The sequence below is a fragment of the Aquabacterium sp. genome (genome assembly GCF_014378415.1).
GTDB lineage: Bacteria > Pseudomonadota > Gammaproteobacteria > Burkholderiales > Burkholderiaceae_C > Aquabacterium.
Genome location: NZ_JACMNS010000075.1, coordinates 1 through 14,592 on the forward strand (window position 1 = coordinate 1; position 14,592 = coordinate 14,592).

Sequence of the window (14,592 nt, forward strand, 5' to 3'; positions counted from 1 at the left end):
ACGATCTTGCGCAGTTCGCGCTCGTAGCGGCGCACGTCATCAACCTGCGAGCGAAGCAAGTCGCACAGGCGCTCAATGGTCTTGACCGTGAAGCGCACGGTCATCAAACCCTGGCTGATGCCTTCTTGCGCCTTGTTGTAAGGCGAAGACTTGTAGCCGTCTTTCTCAAAAGACTTGGCCATCTTTTCGAAGTTGGAGCGCAACGTGTCGAAGCGTTCCAGGGCCTGGTTCTTCAGCTCTTCGAGCTTCTTGGTCAGGGCCTTGGAGCCGCCGTTGCCGTCGTCATCGTCTTCTTCGTCGAACTCGTCGAAGTCTTCTTCGGCCACGTAGTCATCGGCTTCGCCGACGGACACGAAACCATCGACCGCCTCGGAGATTTTCATCTCGCCCGAGCGGATCTTGTCGGACAACGACAGGATTTCGGCGATGGTGGTGGGCGAGGCCGAGATGGCCAGCATCATGGCTTGCAAGCCACCTTCGATGCGCTTGGCGATTTCGATTTCGCCTTCGCGCGTCAGCAGCTCGACCGTGCCCATTTCGCGCATGTACATGCGGACAGGATCGGTCGTGCGGCCGAATTCGGAATCGACCGTGGACAGCGCCGCTTCGGCTTCTTCTTCGGCTTCTTCTTCGGTCGCGGTGCTGGTGGTGGCGCTGGCCAACAACAGCGTGGCAGCGTCAGGCGCTTGCTCGTAGACCGCCACGCCCATGTCGTTCAACATGGAGATGATGGCCTCGAGGATTTCGGCCTCGATCAGCTTTTCAGGCAAGTGGTCGTTGATTTCCTGATGGGTCAGGAAACCACGGGTCTTGCCCATCTTGATCAGGGTCTTGAGTTCCTGGCGGCGCTTGGCGACTTCCTCTTCGGACAAAGCCGTTTCGTCGATGCCGAACTCGCGCATCAGCGCGCGCTCTTTGGCCCGCGAGACTTTCATCCGCAGAGGCTTGGCCTTGGGCTGTTTGTCGTCGGTGACTGCCTCGACTTCTACGACCTCGGGTTCACCTTCGATTTCGGCTTCGATGTCGCCGATGTCTTCTTCTTCAAAGGCGGCCTTCTTGGGATCCTTCTTGGCGGCAACAGCGGGCGCTGCGTCCACGGCTACTTTGGGCTTGCGTCCGCGCTTCTTGGGCTCGCTCGCAGCGGCACCCTCGGCTGCTTCGGTTTTGGGCACGCGTGTCTTGGCGACCTTTTTGTTGGTCGTCTCTAAGGCCTGCGACGCAGGAGCAGCTTTCGCGGTTTCTGCTGTCGTCTCTGTTTTCGCGGTCTTCTTCGCGGTCATGCGGATCCTCGAAAGATGGGCTGGGGGCTTGTCGAACCCTCCATTATCCGTCATGCAGAGGGTCGCGTCAAAAATAGTCATGCAGGCGGTGTGCCACATGACCGGCAAAAGTGACTGCTAGGAAGCAGAAGTGGGGCGCATCCGGCTGATTTCAAGCTTAAGCACCAGGGATTGGCGGATCAGTTCGATCTTTCTGGCCTCGGCGCTGTCAGACAACTCGCCCGACTGGGTCAGCAGTTCCAATTCGTCCTGCATTGACTGCAATTGCAGGTGCTTGATCTGGCCCAGCAACTCGTCCAGCGACTCCTGACCAGTCAACACGTCATGGAAGTTGGTGATGCGCTCGGCCAAGGCCGAAAAACCGGGGTCTTGCTCGATGGATTCGCTGTGGCCGGGGCTGTCGTCATCGCCCAGGGTGGCGTGGCGCATGCGGTCAATCAATTCCTGGGCACCAATGGCGCCCTGGTCGTGCACCAGGCGGTCCAGCCAGCGGAAGAAATGCCCATAGACGCCGGGTTGCTCGCACAGCAGGTCGTGGGCCGAGGCGGGCACCTGATCCCAGAAATCGCTGCGGGCGATCATCAGCCAAACGATGCGGTCCAGTGGGCGCGCGGCTTGGGGCAGTGGGCGGCGGTCAAATACCGGGCTGCCTTTGCGTTGCCAGCGGCTGTTGCCACCGTCCCAGGGTTTTTTCCCGTCACCGCGCTTGCCGCTGCCGCCCCACTTCGATTTTGGAGCGCCGTCGTCGCCGTAGCTCTGGTAGGCCTGTTCTTGCGGGGGCTCTCCGGTGTAGCTGTTGTCCCAGGGTTGCGAATGATCGCCGTCAGGATGCGCCTGGTAGGGCTTTTTGGAGGATTGCTTTGGCTCGGTCAGGGCGGTCAGGCGTCGGCGGATTTCTTCCGGAGCGGTGCGCGCCATGGCGGCCAATTCGTCGGCGATCTGGCCACGCAGCGCGCCGTCGGGCAACTGGCCGATCAGGGGCAGGGCCTGGGCTTGCAGGCGAGCGCGGCCCTCGGCGGTGTTCAGGTCGCAGTCGCCTTTGGCGTGTTCCAGCAACTGGCGAGACAGGGGCACGGCTTGCTGCACACAGGCTTCGAAAGCCTCGGGGCCAAACTCTCGGATGTAGGAGTCGGGGTCGTGCTCAGCGGGCAGGAACAAGAAGCTGATGCGGCGTGTGTCGCTGGCAAAAGGCAGGGAGGCCTCTAAGGCCCGACCGGCGGCGCGGCGTCCGGCGCCATCGCCGTCAAAGCTGAACACGACCTGCTCGGTGAAGCGGAACAGCTTTTGCACGTGCTCGGCCGAGCAGGCGGTGCCCAAGGTGGCCACCGCATTGCCAAACCCCCACTGGGCCAAGGCCACGACGTCCATGTAGCCTTCGGTGACCAGGGCATAGCCTTTGGTGCGCAAGGCGCTGCGGCCCTCGTACAGGCCGTACAGCTCGCGTCCCTTGATGAAGACCGGGGTCTCGGGCGAGTTCAGGTATTTGGGCTCGCCCTTGTCCAGCACGCGGCCGCCAAAGCCGATGACCTCGCCTTGCGGGTTGCGGATCGGGAACATGATCCGGTCGCGAAAACGGTCGTAGCGTTTGGCTTCGCCGTCGGTCCGTGTTTCGCCGTCGTCGGGCGTGATGACCAGGCCGGCTTCGACCAGCAAGGGGTCGTCGTACTTGGGGTAGACGCTGGCCAGACCGCGCCAGTTGTCGGGCGAATAACCCATGCCGAAGCGCGCGGCGATCTCACCGGTCAGGCCTCGCGCCTTGAGGTAGGCGACGGCCCTGGGTGTGTTTTTAAGCTGCTGGCGCCAGTGTTGAGTGGCTTTGGCCATCACGTCGGTGAGCGAGGTCTGCTTCTCTTTCTGGGCTTTGGCTTTTTCGCGGTCTTCTGGCTTGCTGTCGTCGTCAGGCACCGGTACGCCCTGGATCTGGGCCAGGTCCTTCACGGCCTCGACAAAGCCCAGGCCAGTGTTCTCCATCAAAAAGCCGACGGCGTTGCCGTGCACGCCACAGCCAAAGCAGTGGTAAGTCTGGCGGCTGGGGCTGACGATGAAGCTGGGCGATTTCTCGCCGTGGAAAGGGCACAGGCCCTTGAAGTTGATCCCGGCCTTTTTCAAGGTGACGTAGCGGCCCACCACCTCGACGATGTCGGTGCGGGCCAGCAGGTCTTGGATGAATGACGGTGGGATCACGGGGCGAAAACTTCGGTCTCAAACAAAGGGCGGGAAAAGACAACGGCCCCGACGCTTGAAAAGCGAGGGGGCCGTGGGCCAAGCCGGTGAGGGCTGTGACGCGTATTCTGGCTCAGGCCCCCAGGGCTTGCAGGGCGCGGGTGGTGATTTCGTCCACCGAGCCCACGCCGCTGATCTTGGCGTAGCGCGGTGCCGACTTATCACCCGTGGCGGCCCAGTCTGAATAGTAGTCCACCAGAGGGCGGGTCTGCTGGTGGTAGACCTCCAGACGCTTGCGCACGGTCTCTTCCTTGTCGTCGTCGCGCTGGATCAGGTCTTCACCAGTGGCGTCGTCCTTGCCGGCCACTTTGGGCGGGTTGAACTTGACGTGGTAGGTGCGGCCCGACGCAGGGTGCACGCGGCGGCCACTCATGCGGTCGATGATGGACGAATCAGGCACGTCGATTTCCAGGACGATGTCCAGGCTGACATTGGCGGCCTTCATGGCGTCGGCTTGCGGGATGGTGCGCGGGAAGCCGTCGAACAGGAAACCCTTGGCGCAGTCGGGCTGAGCGATGCGTTCTTTGACCAGGCCGATGATGATGTCATCACCCACCAGGCCGCCAGCGTCCATGACCTTTTTGGCGGCCAGGCCCATGTCGGTGCCCGCCTTGACGGCAGCGCGCAACATGTCGCCCGTCGAAATTTGCGGGATGCCGTATTTTTGGCACAAGAACGTGGCCTGAGTGCCTTTGCCGGCGCCAGGCGCACCCAACAGGATGAGTCTCATGGTTCTCCTCGGTATCCGATGACGCTGTCGAACGGCTAGCGCCAAACAGCTCTTTTAAGCCGCTCAGGATAGCACGCGGCGTTCATTCATCCCTCAAGTTCTACCCTCGAACAGGGCGCGAACACGGGCCAGATCTTCCGGGGTGTCCACCCCAGGGCCAGGGGGCTGCAGCGCAACATGGACCGCGATGCGTTCACCATGCCAAAGCACGCGCAACTGCTCGAGTGACTCGACCGCCTCCAGCGGGCTGGGTGGCAACTGAGGGTAGCGGCGCAAGAAGCCCGCGCGGTAGCCGTAGATGCCGATGTGGCGCAAGGGTGTGCCGGTGCCGTTGGCGGGCTGTCCGGGCGTGGGCGCGTCGCGCCACCAGGGGATGGGTGCGCGCGAAAAATACAAGGCCCGCCCCAAGGCATCGGTGACCACCTTGACCACATTGGGGTTGCCGAACTGGCTGGCATCGTCGATGGCATGGGCGGCCGTGCTGACCACGCAATCGGGGCGCTGGTCCAACTGGTCCGCACAAGCATTGATCAGGGCCGGGTCGATCAATGGTTCATCGCCCTGCACATTGACGACGGCATCGTCGCCATCCAGGCCCAGCAGCACGCAAGCCTCGGCCAGGCGGTCGCTGCCGGTGGGGTGGTCGGCGCGTGTCAGGACGACGCGCACGCCATGGGCCTCGCAGGCTGCGGCCACTTCGGGCGAATCCGTGGCCACCACGACTTGGCTGGCTCGGCTTTGTGCGGCGCGCTGCGCCACGCGGACGATCATCGGCAAGCCGGCGATGTCGGCCAGCGGTTTGTTTGGCAGCCGGCTGGACGCCAAGCGTGCCGGGATCAACACCGAAAAGCCCATGTCAGGCCGCGCCAGCGTCGTGCGTGGCACCGGGCTTGCCCGTCAGCAAGGCGGCGTTGGGGATGGGGTCGTCGTTGTCCTCCACCGACTGGGCTTCGCTTTCCAGCATGACGGGGATGCCATCGCGGATGGGATAAGCCAGGCGGTCGGCTGCGCAGATCAAGGCCTGGCCTTGCGGTTTGCGGTGCAGCGGGCCTTTGCACAGGGGGCAGACCAGCAGTTCGATGAGTCGTGTGTCCATCGGGGTGATTTTTCCGTTAAAGGTGAGGGCGGGGCAGTTGTGCCAGCGCGGAGTCAATCGCTTGCCAGAAGCTGGGCTCAGGCCTGAAGTCTAGTGCCGCCACCCACACTTGCGTGGCTGGGCGTTCGTGGCGCACCCGCTCAGGCTTCATTTTGACGGCGTCTTTCTCGGTCACGATGACATGGGCGATGCCTTCGGGCCAAGGCAAGGTGGTGTAGGGGTCGTGGTCGTCGCAGGCCACGGGGTGGGTGTTGGTGAAGCCCAAGGCGGCCAATTGGTCGAAAAACTTGGGCGGGTGGGCGATCCCCGCCACGGCCCAGGCGCCATCGCGTGGCGGCTGCAGGCTGGCATCGCTGGCCTGGCCCGCCCACCATGCGCTCAGCGGCTGCATGGGCGACATGCCGCGGTGCGCCAAGTGGCCCTTCAAGGGCGTGGTGGGGCGCGCAGCGTTGTACAAAACAATGGGCGCGGCCACGAGTGATGCGGGCGCCACGGGGTCGATGGGCTCGCGCAAAGGCCCGGCGGGCAGCAGCCAACCGTTGCCAGCGCCGCGCTCGTCAAACACCACGACCTCGATCTGGCGGGCCAGGCGCAAATGCTGCAGGCCGTCATCGCAGACCAGGATGTCGACTTCGGGGCAGGCTTGACACAAGGCATGGCCACCACCGACGCGATCGCGGCCAACCATCACCGGCACGTGGGTGCGGCGCCAGATCAGCAGGGGCTCGTCACCCACCTCGGCGGCGCTCAACTGGCCCGCCGACACCTGCTCAATGAGGGAGAAAGGCGTGGTGTCCTCGGCTCGTTTGTAGCCCCGCGTCAGCACGCCCGGATGCCAGCCCAGCTGCTGCAGGTGCTGGACGATGGCAATCGTGGCCGGGGTTTTGCCTGCACCCCCGACGATCCGGTTGCCGACCACGAGCACAGGCAGGCCTGGAGATTCGCTCTTCATCAGGCCAAATCGGTAGGCTTGTCGGCGCAGGGTGACCAGCAGCCACATCAGCGCAGACACTGGCCACAGCGAGACCGGCAAGGCCCCGCGCGATGACCAACTGCGAACAATCCGCTGCGTGATCATTGAAGCCATCAGCAGGCGCTTATTGTCGAGGCGTTGATCAGGGCTGAGCCGCCGCGCCCATCTGGCCCTGGGTGGCGAAGGTCAGCTGCGACAAGCCGGCGCGGCGAGCCGCGTCCATCACGTTGATCACGCTTTGGTGCGTGGCCGAGGCATCGGCGGTCAGCACGATCACCGTGTCGCGGTTGGCGCCAGTGCCTGCTGTCAAGGCGGCGGCAAGCAGTTCCACACTGCGCCCTTCGACCGGGCGGTTGTCCACCGAGTAGCGGCCATCGGCCGTCACGACCACGACCAGTTCCTTGAGCCTGGGCTTGATGGACTGCGCGTTGGCCACGGGCAGGTTGATCTTGAGCTCGGTGAACTTGGCGTACGTGGTGGTCAGCATCACAAAGATCAGGACCACCAGCAACACGTCGATGAACGGGATGAGATTGATCTCGGGGTCTTCGCGGTGTCGCGTGCGGAAATTCATCGACATGGTGAGTACTTAGCGGCGGGCTGTGGTCAGGCGCAGGATGTGCGGCACCATGCGCTCGGCCGCTTGTTCCAGGTCCAGGGTGTACGAATCGACCCTGGCCCGGAAATGCCGGTAAAACGCCAGCGAGGGGATGGCCACGATCAGGCCAAACGCCGTGTTGTACAGGGCCACCGAAATGCCATGCGCCAGCTCAAGCGGGTTGGCCCCTGCCGCGCCCGCCGAGGCGCCTGAAACCCCGAAGATCTCGATCATGCCCACCACGGTGCCCAGCAGCCCCAGCAAGGGAGCGGCACTGGCAATGGTGCCCAGGGCACTGAGGTTGCGCTCCATGTCGTGCACGGCCTGGCGGCCTGCGGTCTCAAACGAGGCCCGCAAATTGACATCGGTGATGCGCGGTTCGGCCATGGCCGTGCGAAGCCCTTGCGCCAGCACCAGCCCTAGGCAGGAGTTCTCGGCCAGTTTGTTTACCGTGTCCACGGTGGGCAGGCTGGCCCGCGTCACCGCCATCACCTCATCGACCAACCGTGCCGGGGCAACGCGAGAGGCGCGCAGGCTCAAAAACCGTTCAATGATCAAGGCCAGGGCCACGATAGAGCACAGCACGAGGGGCCAGATCGGCCAGCCAGCAGCTTGTAAGATCGACAGCAACGAAGACTCCAAAGGTCATGCTAAGCCGCAGATTATGGCGCCGAAATTTGCGCTTTCCGGACTCGGTCGCATCTCAATGCCGACCGGGTAGTCATCCACCAAAGCTGTGGATAACTTTGTGGGTAAGCCGGTCTGGTGGCCCGCCAAACCGCGAAAATTAACGGCTTTCTACAGATTGCCACATTTTTAAGCAGGTAAAAGTCTTTTTGAATCATAAGCTTATGACATTGTTAAGGCTCTGTGACAGCGTTTTAGCCCTTCCAGGCCTTGATCTGCGCGGTTGTGGACTTCCCGAGGCCCTTGCCTGCTGGCGATGCGGCCGACCGCAAGCGTTTGAATCCGCAGGGCTTTCATGGGGTAATCCATGACGTCTCGCGTTTGGGGCGTGTCCGCCCTGATCAACGCCATCAGCGACAGCCTGGCCGCGCGCTTTGCCCAATGCGTGGTGCGCGGCGAGATCAGTGGATTCACCAGGGCTGCCAGCGGGCACGGCTACTTCACCCTGAAAGACGAAAACGGGGGCGCCAGCATGCGCTGCGCCGTCTTCCGTCGGGCCTTGTCGCAAGTCGATTTCACGCCCGGCGAGGGGATGCTGGTAGAGGTGCGCGGCAACCTGTCGGTGTACGAGGCGCGTGGCGAGTTGCAGATGGTGGTAGAGGGCATGCAGCGGGCGGGTGCTGGGGCGCTTTACGAGCAGTTTCTTCGGCTGAAAAGCAAGTTGGAGGCCGAGGGCCTGTTTGACCCTTCACGCAAACGCCCCATTGGCCAATTTCCGCGTCGGGTAGCCGTGGTCACGTCCTTGGCGGCAGCGGCCTTGCGAGACGTGCTGACGACCTTGCGGCGTCGATCCCCGCATGTCGAAATCGTGGTCGCTCCCTGCTCGGTGCAAGGCTCGGAAGCCCCGGCGCAAATTGTGTCGGCCTTGGCCCAGGTGGTGCTGAGCCACCATGCCGGCACAGTCATCGACACCGTCATCGTTTGCCGAGGCGGTGGCTCGCTGGAAGACTTGTGGGCTTTTAACGACGAGCGGGTGGTGCGGGCCATCGCGCAATGCCCCGTTCCCGTGATCAGTGGCGTGGGGCACGAAACCGATGTGACGCTGGCTGATTTTGCGGCGGACTTGCGTGCGCCCACACCCACTGCCGCCGCTGAGCTGGTCGCTCAGGCTCAAGCACAGGCCTTGCGTGATCTGGCCGCGATTGCCAGTGTGATGGGGCAGCGCGTTGGGCAGCGGCTCGACAACCTGGCGCAACGGTTGGATCAGGCCGCGATGCGCTTGGCCCGGCCAGCCCAAGCCCTGAGTCGTCAGCAACACGGCCTGGCCTTGCTGGAGCACCGCATGCTGGGCGCCAGCCAGCGCCATGTCGGGCTGGCCGCGCAGGCTTTGCCGATCTGGCAGTCGCGTCTGGTGCGGGCCGTGTCACAGCAGAAATCGCAGGCGCATCAGCGTCTCGATGCGCTGCAGAACCGCCTGCATGCCCTCGATCCCCAGCGTGTGCTGGAGCGCGGCTACGCCTGGCTCAGCGATGCACAAGGACACACCGTCACCAAGGCTTCACAGGCCGCGATAGGATCGACGATGGACGTTGTTCTGGCCGACGGGCGCTTGCAGGTCGAGGTGTCCGATCGGTCGATGGCCGCAGAGCATCCATCCTCTGGAGCAACCACAAGCACGGAGTGAGTTTTGCAGGCATCCGCGCGATTGCGTGAAGCCCTTGCCTACAATCATTGGAAATTGTTCACGTTTCAACTCGAAGAGGATCAAGCACCATGGCACACACGCTCCCCCCCTTGCCTTATGCCCAAGACGCATTGGCCCCTCACTTGTCCAAGGAAACTTTCGAGTACCACTACGGCAAGCACCACCAGGCCTACGTCACCAATCTGAACAACCTGATCCCCGGTACCGAATTTGAGGCCCTGTCGCTCGAAGACATCATCAAGAAGTCCAGCGGCGGCATCTACAACAACTCGGCCCAAATCTGGAACCACACCTTCTTCTGGAACTGCATGAAGCCCGCCGGTGGTGGCGAGCCTACGGGTGCCCTGGCCGATGCCATCAACGCCAAGTTTGGCAGCTACGCCGCCTTCAAAGAGGCTTTCACCAAGTCGGCCGTGGGCAACTTCGGTTCGGGCTGGACCTGGCTGGTCAAGAAGGCTGATGGCACGGTCGACATCGTCAACATGGGCGCCGCCGGCACCCCACTGACCACGGGCGATAAGGCGTTGCTGACCATCGACGTTTGGGAGCATGCCTACTACATCGATTACCGCAATGCGCGTCCCAAGTTCGTTGAAACCTTCCTGACCTCGCTGGTCAACTGGGATTTTGCGGCCCAGAACTTTGTTTGAATCGCCAAGGCGATGTGAGTCTCATCAAGCCGGGCATTGCCCGGCTTTTTTGTGGACTCAAGTTTTGATGGAAAGACTTCAATACCCTTTTGCCGTCTTCGGTATTTGAGGCTTTTGTGCTGAACGCTGCTCTGCGGCTTGAGCAGTGGTACATTCATCTTCGGTTTTTATCAGGCCCTTCCCGTCGCCTTTCTGGATTGTCAGAAGTCAGCAAGGCGGGTCGCAATCCGCCAATCGGTCAAGCCGTGTCGCGGAAGGTTTTCAACCAACCAAACCCAGTAAACCTGGGAGTGAGGTCAGCGAAATGATGCAGCAGTTCAGGTCGAACTCGTACCTGTTCGGGGGAAATGCCCCGTACGTCGAAGAGTTGTACGAGGCCTATCTCGACAACCCGGGCTCCGTGCCCGACAACTGGCGGTCGTACTTCGACGCCTTGTCCAACGTCCCCGCCACGGACGGCTCCGATCACCGAGATGTGGCCCACGCGCCCGTCGTCGAATCGTTTGCCCAGCGCGCCAAGGCCAACGCCTTCATGGTCAAGACCAGCAGTGCTGATCTGGCCGTTGCCCGCAAGCAAGTCCATGTGCAGTCGTTGATTGCTGCCTATCGTTTCCTCGGCTCCCGTTGGGCCGACCTCGATCCCCTCAAGCGCCAGGAGCGCCCCAAGCTGCCCGAGCTGGAGCCCGCGTTCTACGACCTGACAGAGTCCGACATGGACATCACGTTCAGCGCCACAAACACGTATTTCACCAAAGCCGATCAGATGTCCTTGCGTGACATCTTGCAAGCCTTGCGCGAAACGTATTGCAGCTCGATCGGCACTGAGTTCATGCACATCACCGAGCCGACCGAGAAGCGCTGGTGGCAGGAGAAGCTGGAAAGCATCCGCGCCAAGCCCTCGTTCAGCGTCGAGAAAAAAAAGAACATCCTGGAGCGCCTCACGGCCTCCGAAGGCCTTGAGCGCTTCTTGCATACCAAGTATGTTGGCCAAAAGCGCTTCTCGCTGGAAGGCAGCGAAAGCTTCATCGCCTGCATGGACGAGCTGATTCAGCGCGGCGGCGAAAAGGGCGTGCAAGAGATCATCATCGGCATGGCCCACCGTGGCCGCCTGAACGTGCTGGTCAACACCTTGGGCAAGCAGCCTTCCGAGCTGTTCTCGGAGTTCGATCACACCGCCCCTGAGAACCTGCCGTCCGGCGACGTGAAGTACCACCAGGGCTTCTCCAGCGACGTGAGTACCGACGGTGGCCCGGTCCACTTGTCCTTGTCCTTCAACCCATCGCACCTGGAAATCGTCAACCCGGTGATCGAAGGTTCGGTGAAGGCCCGTCAAGACCGCCGTGGCGATGTTGACGGCGACCAGGTTTTGCCCGTGCAAGTGCACGGTGACGCCGCCTTTGCAGGCCAGGGCGTGGTGATGGAAACGTTGGCGCTGGCCCAGACCCGAGGTTATTACACGGGCGGCACGGTGCACGTGGTCATCAACAACCAGATTGGTTTCACCACCTCCGACCCGCGCGACAGCCGCTCGACGCTGTATTGCACCGACGTGGTCAAGATGATCGAAGCGCCGGTGCTGCACGTCAATGGCGACGACGCGGAAGCCGTTGTTCTCTGTACGCAGTTGGCCCTCGATTACCGCCAGGAGTTCAACAAGGACGTGGTGGTGGACATCGTCTGCTTCCGCAAGCTGGGCCACAACGAGCAAGACACCCCGTCGATGACTCAGCCCCTGATGTACAAGAAGATCGCCCAGCATCCCGGCACGCGCAGGGTCTATGGCGACAAGCTGGTCGCCCAAGGCACGATCGCGGCCGAGGTGCCCGACCAGATGGTCAAGGACTACCGCGCCGCGATGGAAGCCGGCAAGCACACGGTTGATCCGGTGCTGACCAACTTCAAGAGCAAGTACGCCGTCGACTGGACGCCTTACCTGAACAAGAAGTGGACCGACGCCGCCGACACCGCGTTGCCGCTGGCCGAGTTCCGCCGACTGGCCGAACGCATCACCACCATCCCCGCCGACTTCAAACCTCACCCCCTGGTGCAAAAGGTCATCGACGACCGCGCGGCCATGGGCCGGGGCGAGAACAATGTCGACTGGGGCATGGGCGAGCACATGGCCTTCGCGTCTTTGGTGGCCAGTGGCTACCCGGTTCGCCTGTCGGGCGAAGACTGCGGGCGTGGCACTTTCACCCACCGCCACTCTGTGCTGCACGATCAGAACCGAGAGAAGTGGGACACCGGCACCTACATCCCGCTGCAACACGTGGCCGACAACCAGGCCCCGTACGTCGTCATCGACTCCATCCTGTCGGAAGAGGCGGTGCTGGGCTTTGAATACGGCTACGCCAGCGCCGATCCCAACACGCTCGTGATCTGGGAAGCGCAGTTCGGCGACTTCGCCAACGGGGCGCAAGTGGTGATCGACCAGTTCATTGCCTCTGGCGAAGTGAAGTGGGGCCGCGCCAATGGCCTGACTTTGATGCTGCCGCACGGCTATGAAGGCCAGGGCCCTGAGCACAGTTCGGCGCGCCTGGAGCGCTTCATGCAGCTGGCCGCCGACAACAACATGCAGATCTGCCAGCCCACTTCGGCCAGCCAGATTTTCCACCTGTTGCGTCGTCAGATGGTGCGCATGTTCCGCAAGCCGCTGGTCATCATGACGCCCAAGTCTTTGCTGCGCATGAAGGATGCCGCGTCGCCACTGACCGAGTTCACGCGTGGCGAGTTCCGCACGGTGATCCCTGACACGGATGCCACGCTTGACAACGCCAACGTCAAGCGCCTGATCGCCTGCTCGGGCAAGGTCTACTACGACTTGGTCAAGCGCCGCGCCGAGAAGAAGAACCTGGACACCGCGATCATCCGTGTTGAACAGCTGTATCCCTTTCCGCACAAGGCTTTCGCGACCGAGCTGAAGAAGTACCCCAACCTGACCGACTTGGTCTGGTGCCAGGACGAGCCGCAAAATCAGGGCTCATGGTTCTTTGTGCAGCACTACATCCACGAGAACATGACGGAAGGTCAAAAACTGGGTTATGCCGGTCGGCCAGCTTCCGCCTCGCCCGCCGTGGGGTATGCGCACTTGCACCAGGAGCAGCTCAAAGCGCTGCTTGATCAAGCCTTCGCCAAGCTCAAGGGCTTCGTCCTCACCAAATAAGTCATTGCGGGCTCCGCGCACCGCGATGGCTGGTGCGCGATGTCGCCCTCGCGTCTGGAGAAAAATTCATGGCACTCGTAGAAGTCAAAGTCCCCCAACTGTCGGAATCCGTGTCCGAGGCCACCCTGCTCAACTGGAAGAAGAAGCCAGGCGAAGCCGTTGCGGTGGACGAAATCCTGATTGAAGTCGAGACCGACAAGGTCGTGCTCGAAGTCCCGTCGCCCGTTGCGGGTGTGATGGCGCAGCTGGTTCGCAACGATGGCGACACAGTTGCCAGCGAAGAGGTGATTGCCCGCATCGACACCGAAGGCACTGAAGCGGTCAGTCCCTTGCCTGTCAAGGCCTTGCCAGTCGAGGCCCTGGCTCCCGCTCCGGCTCCAGCCGCACCTGCCGCTGGTGGTTCCAAATCTGATGTGGCCATGCCGGCCGCCGCCAAGCTGCTGGCCGACAACAAGCTGAGCACGTCGCAAGTGCCGGGCACTGGTAAGGATGGCCGGGTCACCAAGGGTGATGTGCTGCAAGCCGTGGCTGCTGGTACTGCAGCACCTGCGCCTGTCGCCCCCGCCGCGCCTGCTGCTGCTGCCGCCAAGGCGATTCCAACGGGTGTGCCTGCCAGCTCGTTGCCCGCGGTTCAGGTGCCCGGTCTGCCCAATCTGTCCGACCGTCCTGAGCAGCGCGTGCCCATGAGCCGCCTGCGCGCCCGGGTCGCCGAGCGCCTGCTGCAATCCCAAGCCACCAATGCCATCCTGACCACCTTCAACGAGGTGAACATGGCGCCGGTGATGGAGATGCGCAAGAGGTTCCAGGAGAAGTTCGAGAAAGAGCACGGCGTCAAGCTGGGCTTCATGAGCTTCTTCGTCAAAGCCGCTGTGCATGCGCTGAAGAAGTACCCGGTCATCAACGCCTCGATCGATGGCACGGACATCGTGTACCACGGCTACTTCGACATTGGCATCGCGGTGGGGTCGCCGCGAGGCCTGGTGGTGCCGATTTTGCGCAACGCTGACCAGATGAGCTTTGCCGATATTGAAAAGAAGATTGCCGAATACGGTGCCAAGGCACGCGACGGCAAGCTTGGCATTGAAGAAATGACCGGCGGCACCTTTTCCATCAGCAATGGCGGCACTTTTGGCTCCATGCTGTCAACGCCCATCATCAACCCGCCACAGTCCGCGATTTTGGGCGTACACGCCACCAAAGACCGGGCAGTCGTGGAAAACGGCCAGGTCGTGGTTCGCCCCATGAACTACTTCGCCATGTCATACGACCACCGCATCATCGACGGCCGCGAAGCCGTTCTGGGTCTGGTGGCGATGAAGGAAGCGCTGGAAGATCCGGCACGTTTGTTGTTTGACATCTAAGGGAAGTCACTATGTCCAAACAATTCGACGTGGTCGTCATCGGTGGCGGCCCCGGCGGCTACATTGCCGCCATTCGCGCAGCCCAGCTGGGCTTTAACGTGGCCTGTATTGACGAGTGGAAAAACGGCAAAGGGGGGCCTGCACTCGGCGGGACCTGCCCCCACGTAGGCTGGATTCCGGCCAAAG

The 14,592-nt window shown here is 62.3% G+C and carries 13 protein-coding genes; 5 read left to right on the forward strand and 8 right to left on the reverse strand.

The window, feature by feature from the left end:
• The 8 genes from H7225_RS07145 to H7225_RS07180 all read right to left on the reverse strand — a co-directional run.
• Positions 1-1,280, reverse strand: a 1,280-nt coding sequence (locus H7225_RS07145) for an RNA polymerase sigma factor region1.1 domain-containing protein (protein WP_290660288.1), incomplete at its 3' end; no start/stop codon positions are given.
• A 117-nt stretch (positions 1,281-1,397) separates the two neighbouring features.
• Entirely contained in the window at positions 1,398-3,464 is a 2,067-nt protein-coding gene (gene dnaG, locus H7225_RS07150) for a DNA primase (RefSeq protein WP_290660290.1), read from the reverse strand.
• A gap of 112 nt (positions 3,465-3,576) precedes the next feature.
• The gene (gene adk, locus H7225_RS07155) at positions 3,577-4,233 is read right to left on the reverse strand and encodes an adenylate kinase (protein WP_290660292.1); all 657 of its coding nucleotides are present in this window, start codon (positions 4,231-4,233) and stop codon (positions 3,577-3,579) included.
• 93 nt (positions 4,234-4,326) lie between these two features.
• Complete coding sequence (gene kdsB, locus H7225_RS07160; protein ID WP_290660306.1) at positions 4,327-5,088, reverse strand: 3-deoxy-manno-octulosonate cytidylyltransferase; 762 nt, start codon at positions 5,086-5,088, stop codon at positions 4,327-4,329.
• 1 nt (position 5,089) lies between these two features.
• Positions 5,090-5,329 (reverse strand): Trm112 family protein, encoded by a 240-nt coding sequence (locus H7225_RS07165; RefSeq protein WP_290660293.1) that lies wholly within the window; start codon positions 5,327-5,329, stop codon positions 5,090-5,092.
• Between the two features lie 16 nt (positions 5,330-5,345).
• On the reverse strand, positions 5,346-6,416 hold the full coding sequence (lpxK, locus tag H7225_RS07170) for a tetraacyldisaccharide 4'-kinase (RefSeq protein WP_290660295.1): 1,071 nt from the start codon (positions 6,414-6,416) through the stop codon (positions 5,346-5,348).
• Between the two features lie 28 nt (positions 6,417-6,444).
• A complete protein-coding gene (locus tag H7225_RS07175; RefSeq protein ID WP_290660308.1) occupies positions 6,445-6,876 on the reverse strand; it encodes a biopolymer transporter ExbD in 432 nt (143 codons plus the stop codon).
• Between the two features lie 15 nt (positions 6,877-6,891).
• Positions 6,892-7,530 carry a MotA/TolQ/ExbB proton channel family protein gene (locus tag H7225_RS07180; protein ID WP_290660297.1) on the reverse strand — a complete coding sequence of 213 codons (639 nt, stop codon included), beginning with the start codon at positions 7,528-7,530 and terminating at the stop codon, positions 6,892-6,894.
• Positions 7,531-7,894: 364 nt separating this feature from the next.
• On the opposite strand from H7225_RS07180, the gene xseA reads away from it, so the two are divergent.
• From xseA to H7225_RS07205, 5 genes are all read left to right on the forward strand, one after another.
• Positions 7,895-9,211 carry an exodeoxyribonuclease VII large subunit gene (gene xseA, locus H7225_RS07185; RefSeq protein WP_290660299.1) on the forward strand — a complete coding sequence of 439 codons (1,317 nt, stop codon included), beginning with the start codon at positions 7,895-7,897 and terminating at the stop codon, positions 9,209-9,211.
• A gap of 89 nt (positions 9,212-9,300) precedes the next feature.
• Entirely contained in the window at positions 9,301-9,882 is a 582-nt protein-coding gene (locus H7225_RS07190; protein ID WP_290660301.1) for a Fe-Mn family superoxide dismutase, read from the forward strand.
• Positions 9,883-10,186: 304 nt separating this feature from the next.
• Positions 10,187-13,045, forward strand: coding sequence for a 2-oxoglutarate dehydrogenase E1 component (locus H7225_RS07195; protein WP_290660303.1), 2,859 nt, complete (start codon positions 10,187-10,189; stop codon positions 13,043-13,045).
• A 68-nt stretch (positions 13,046-13,113) separates the two neighbouring features.
• Positions 13,114-14,406, forward strand: a complete 1,293-nt coding sequence (odhB, locus tag H7225_RS07200) for a 2-oxoglutarate dehydrogenase complex dihydrolipoyllysine-residue succinyltransferase (RefSeq protein ID WP_290660304.1) — start codon at positions 13,114-13,116, stop codon at positions 14,404-14,406.
• A gap of 11 nt (positions 14,407-14,417) precedes the next feature.
• Positions 14,418-14,592, forward strand: a 175-nt coding sequence (locus H7225_RS07205) for an FAD-dependent oxidoreductase (RefSeq protein ID WP_290660310.1), incomplete at its 3' end; no start/stop codon positions are given.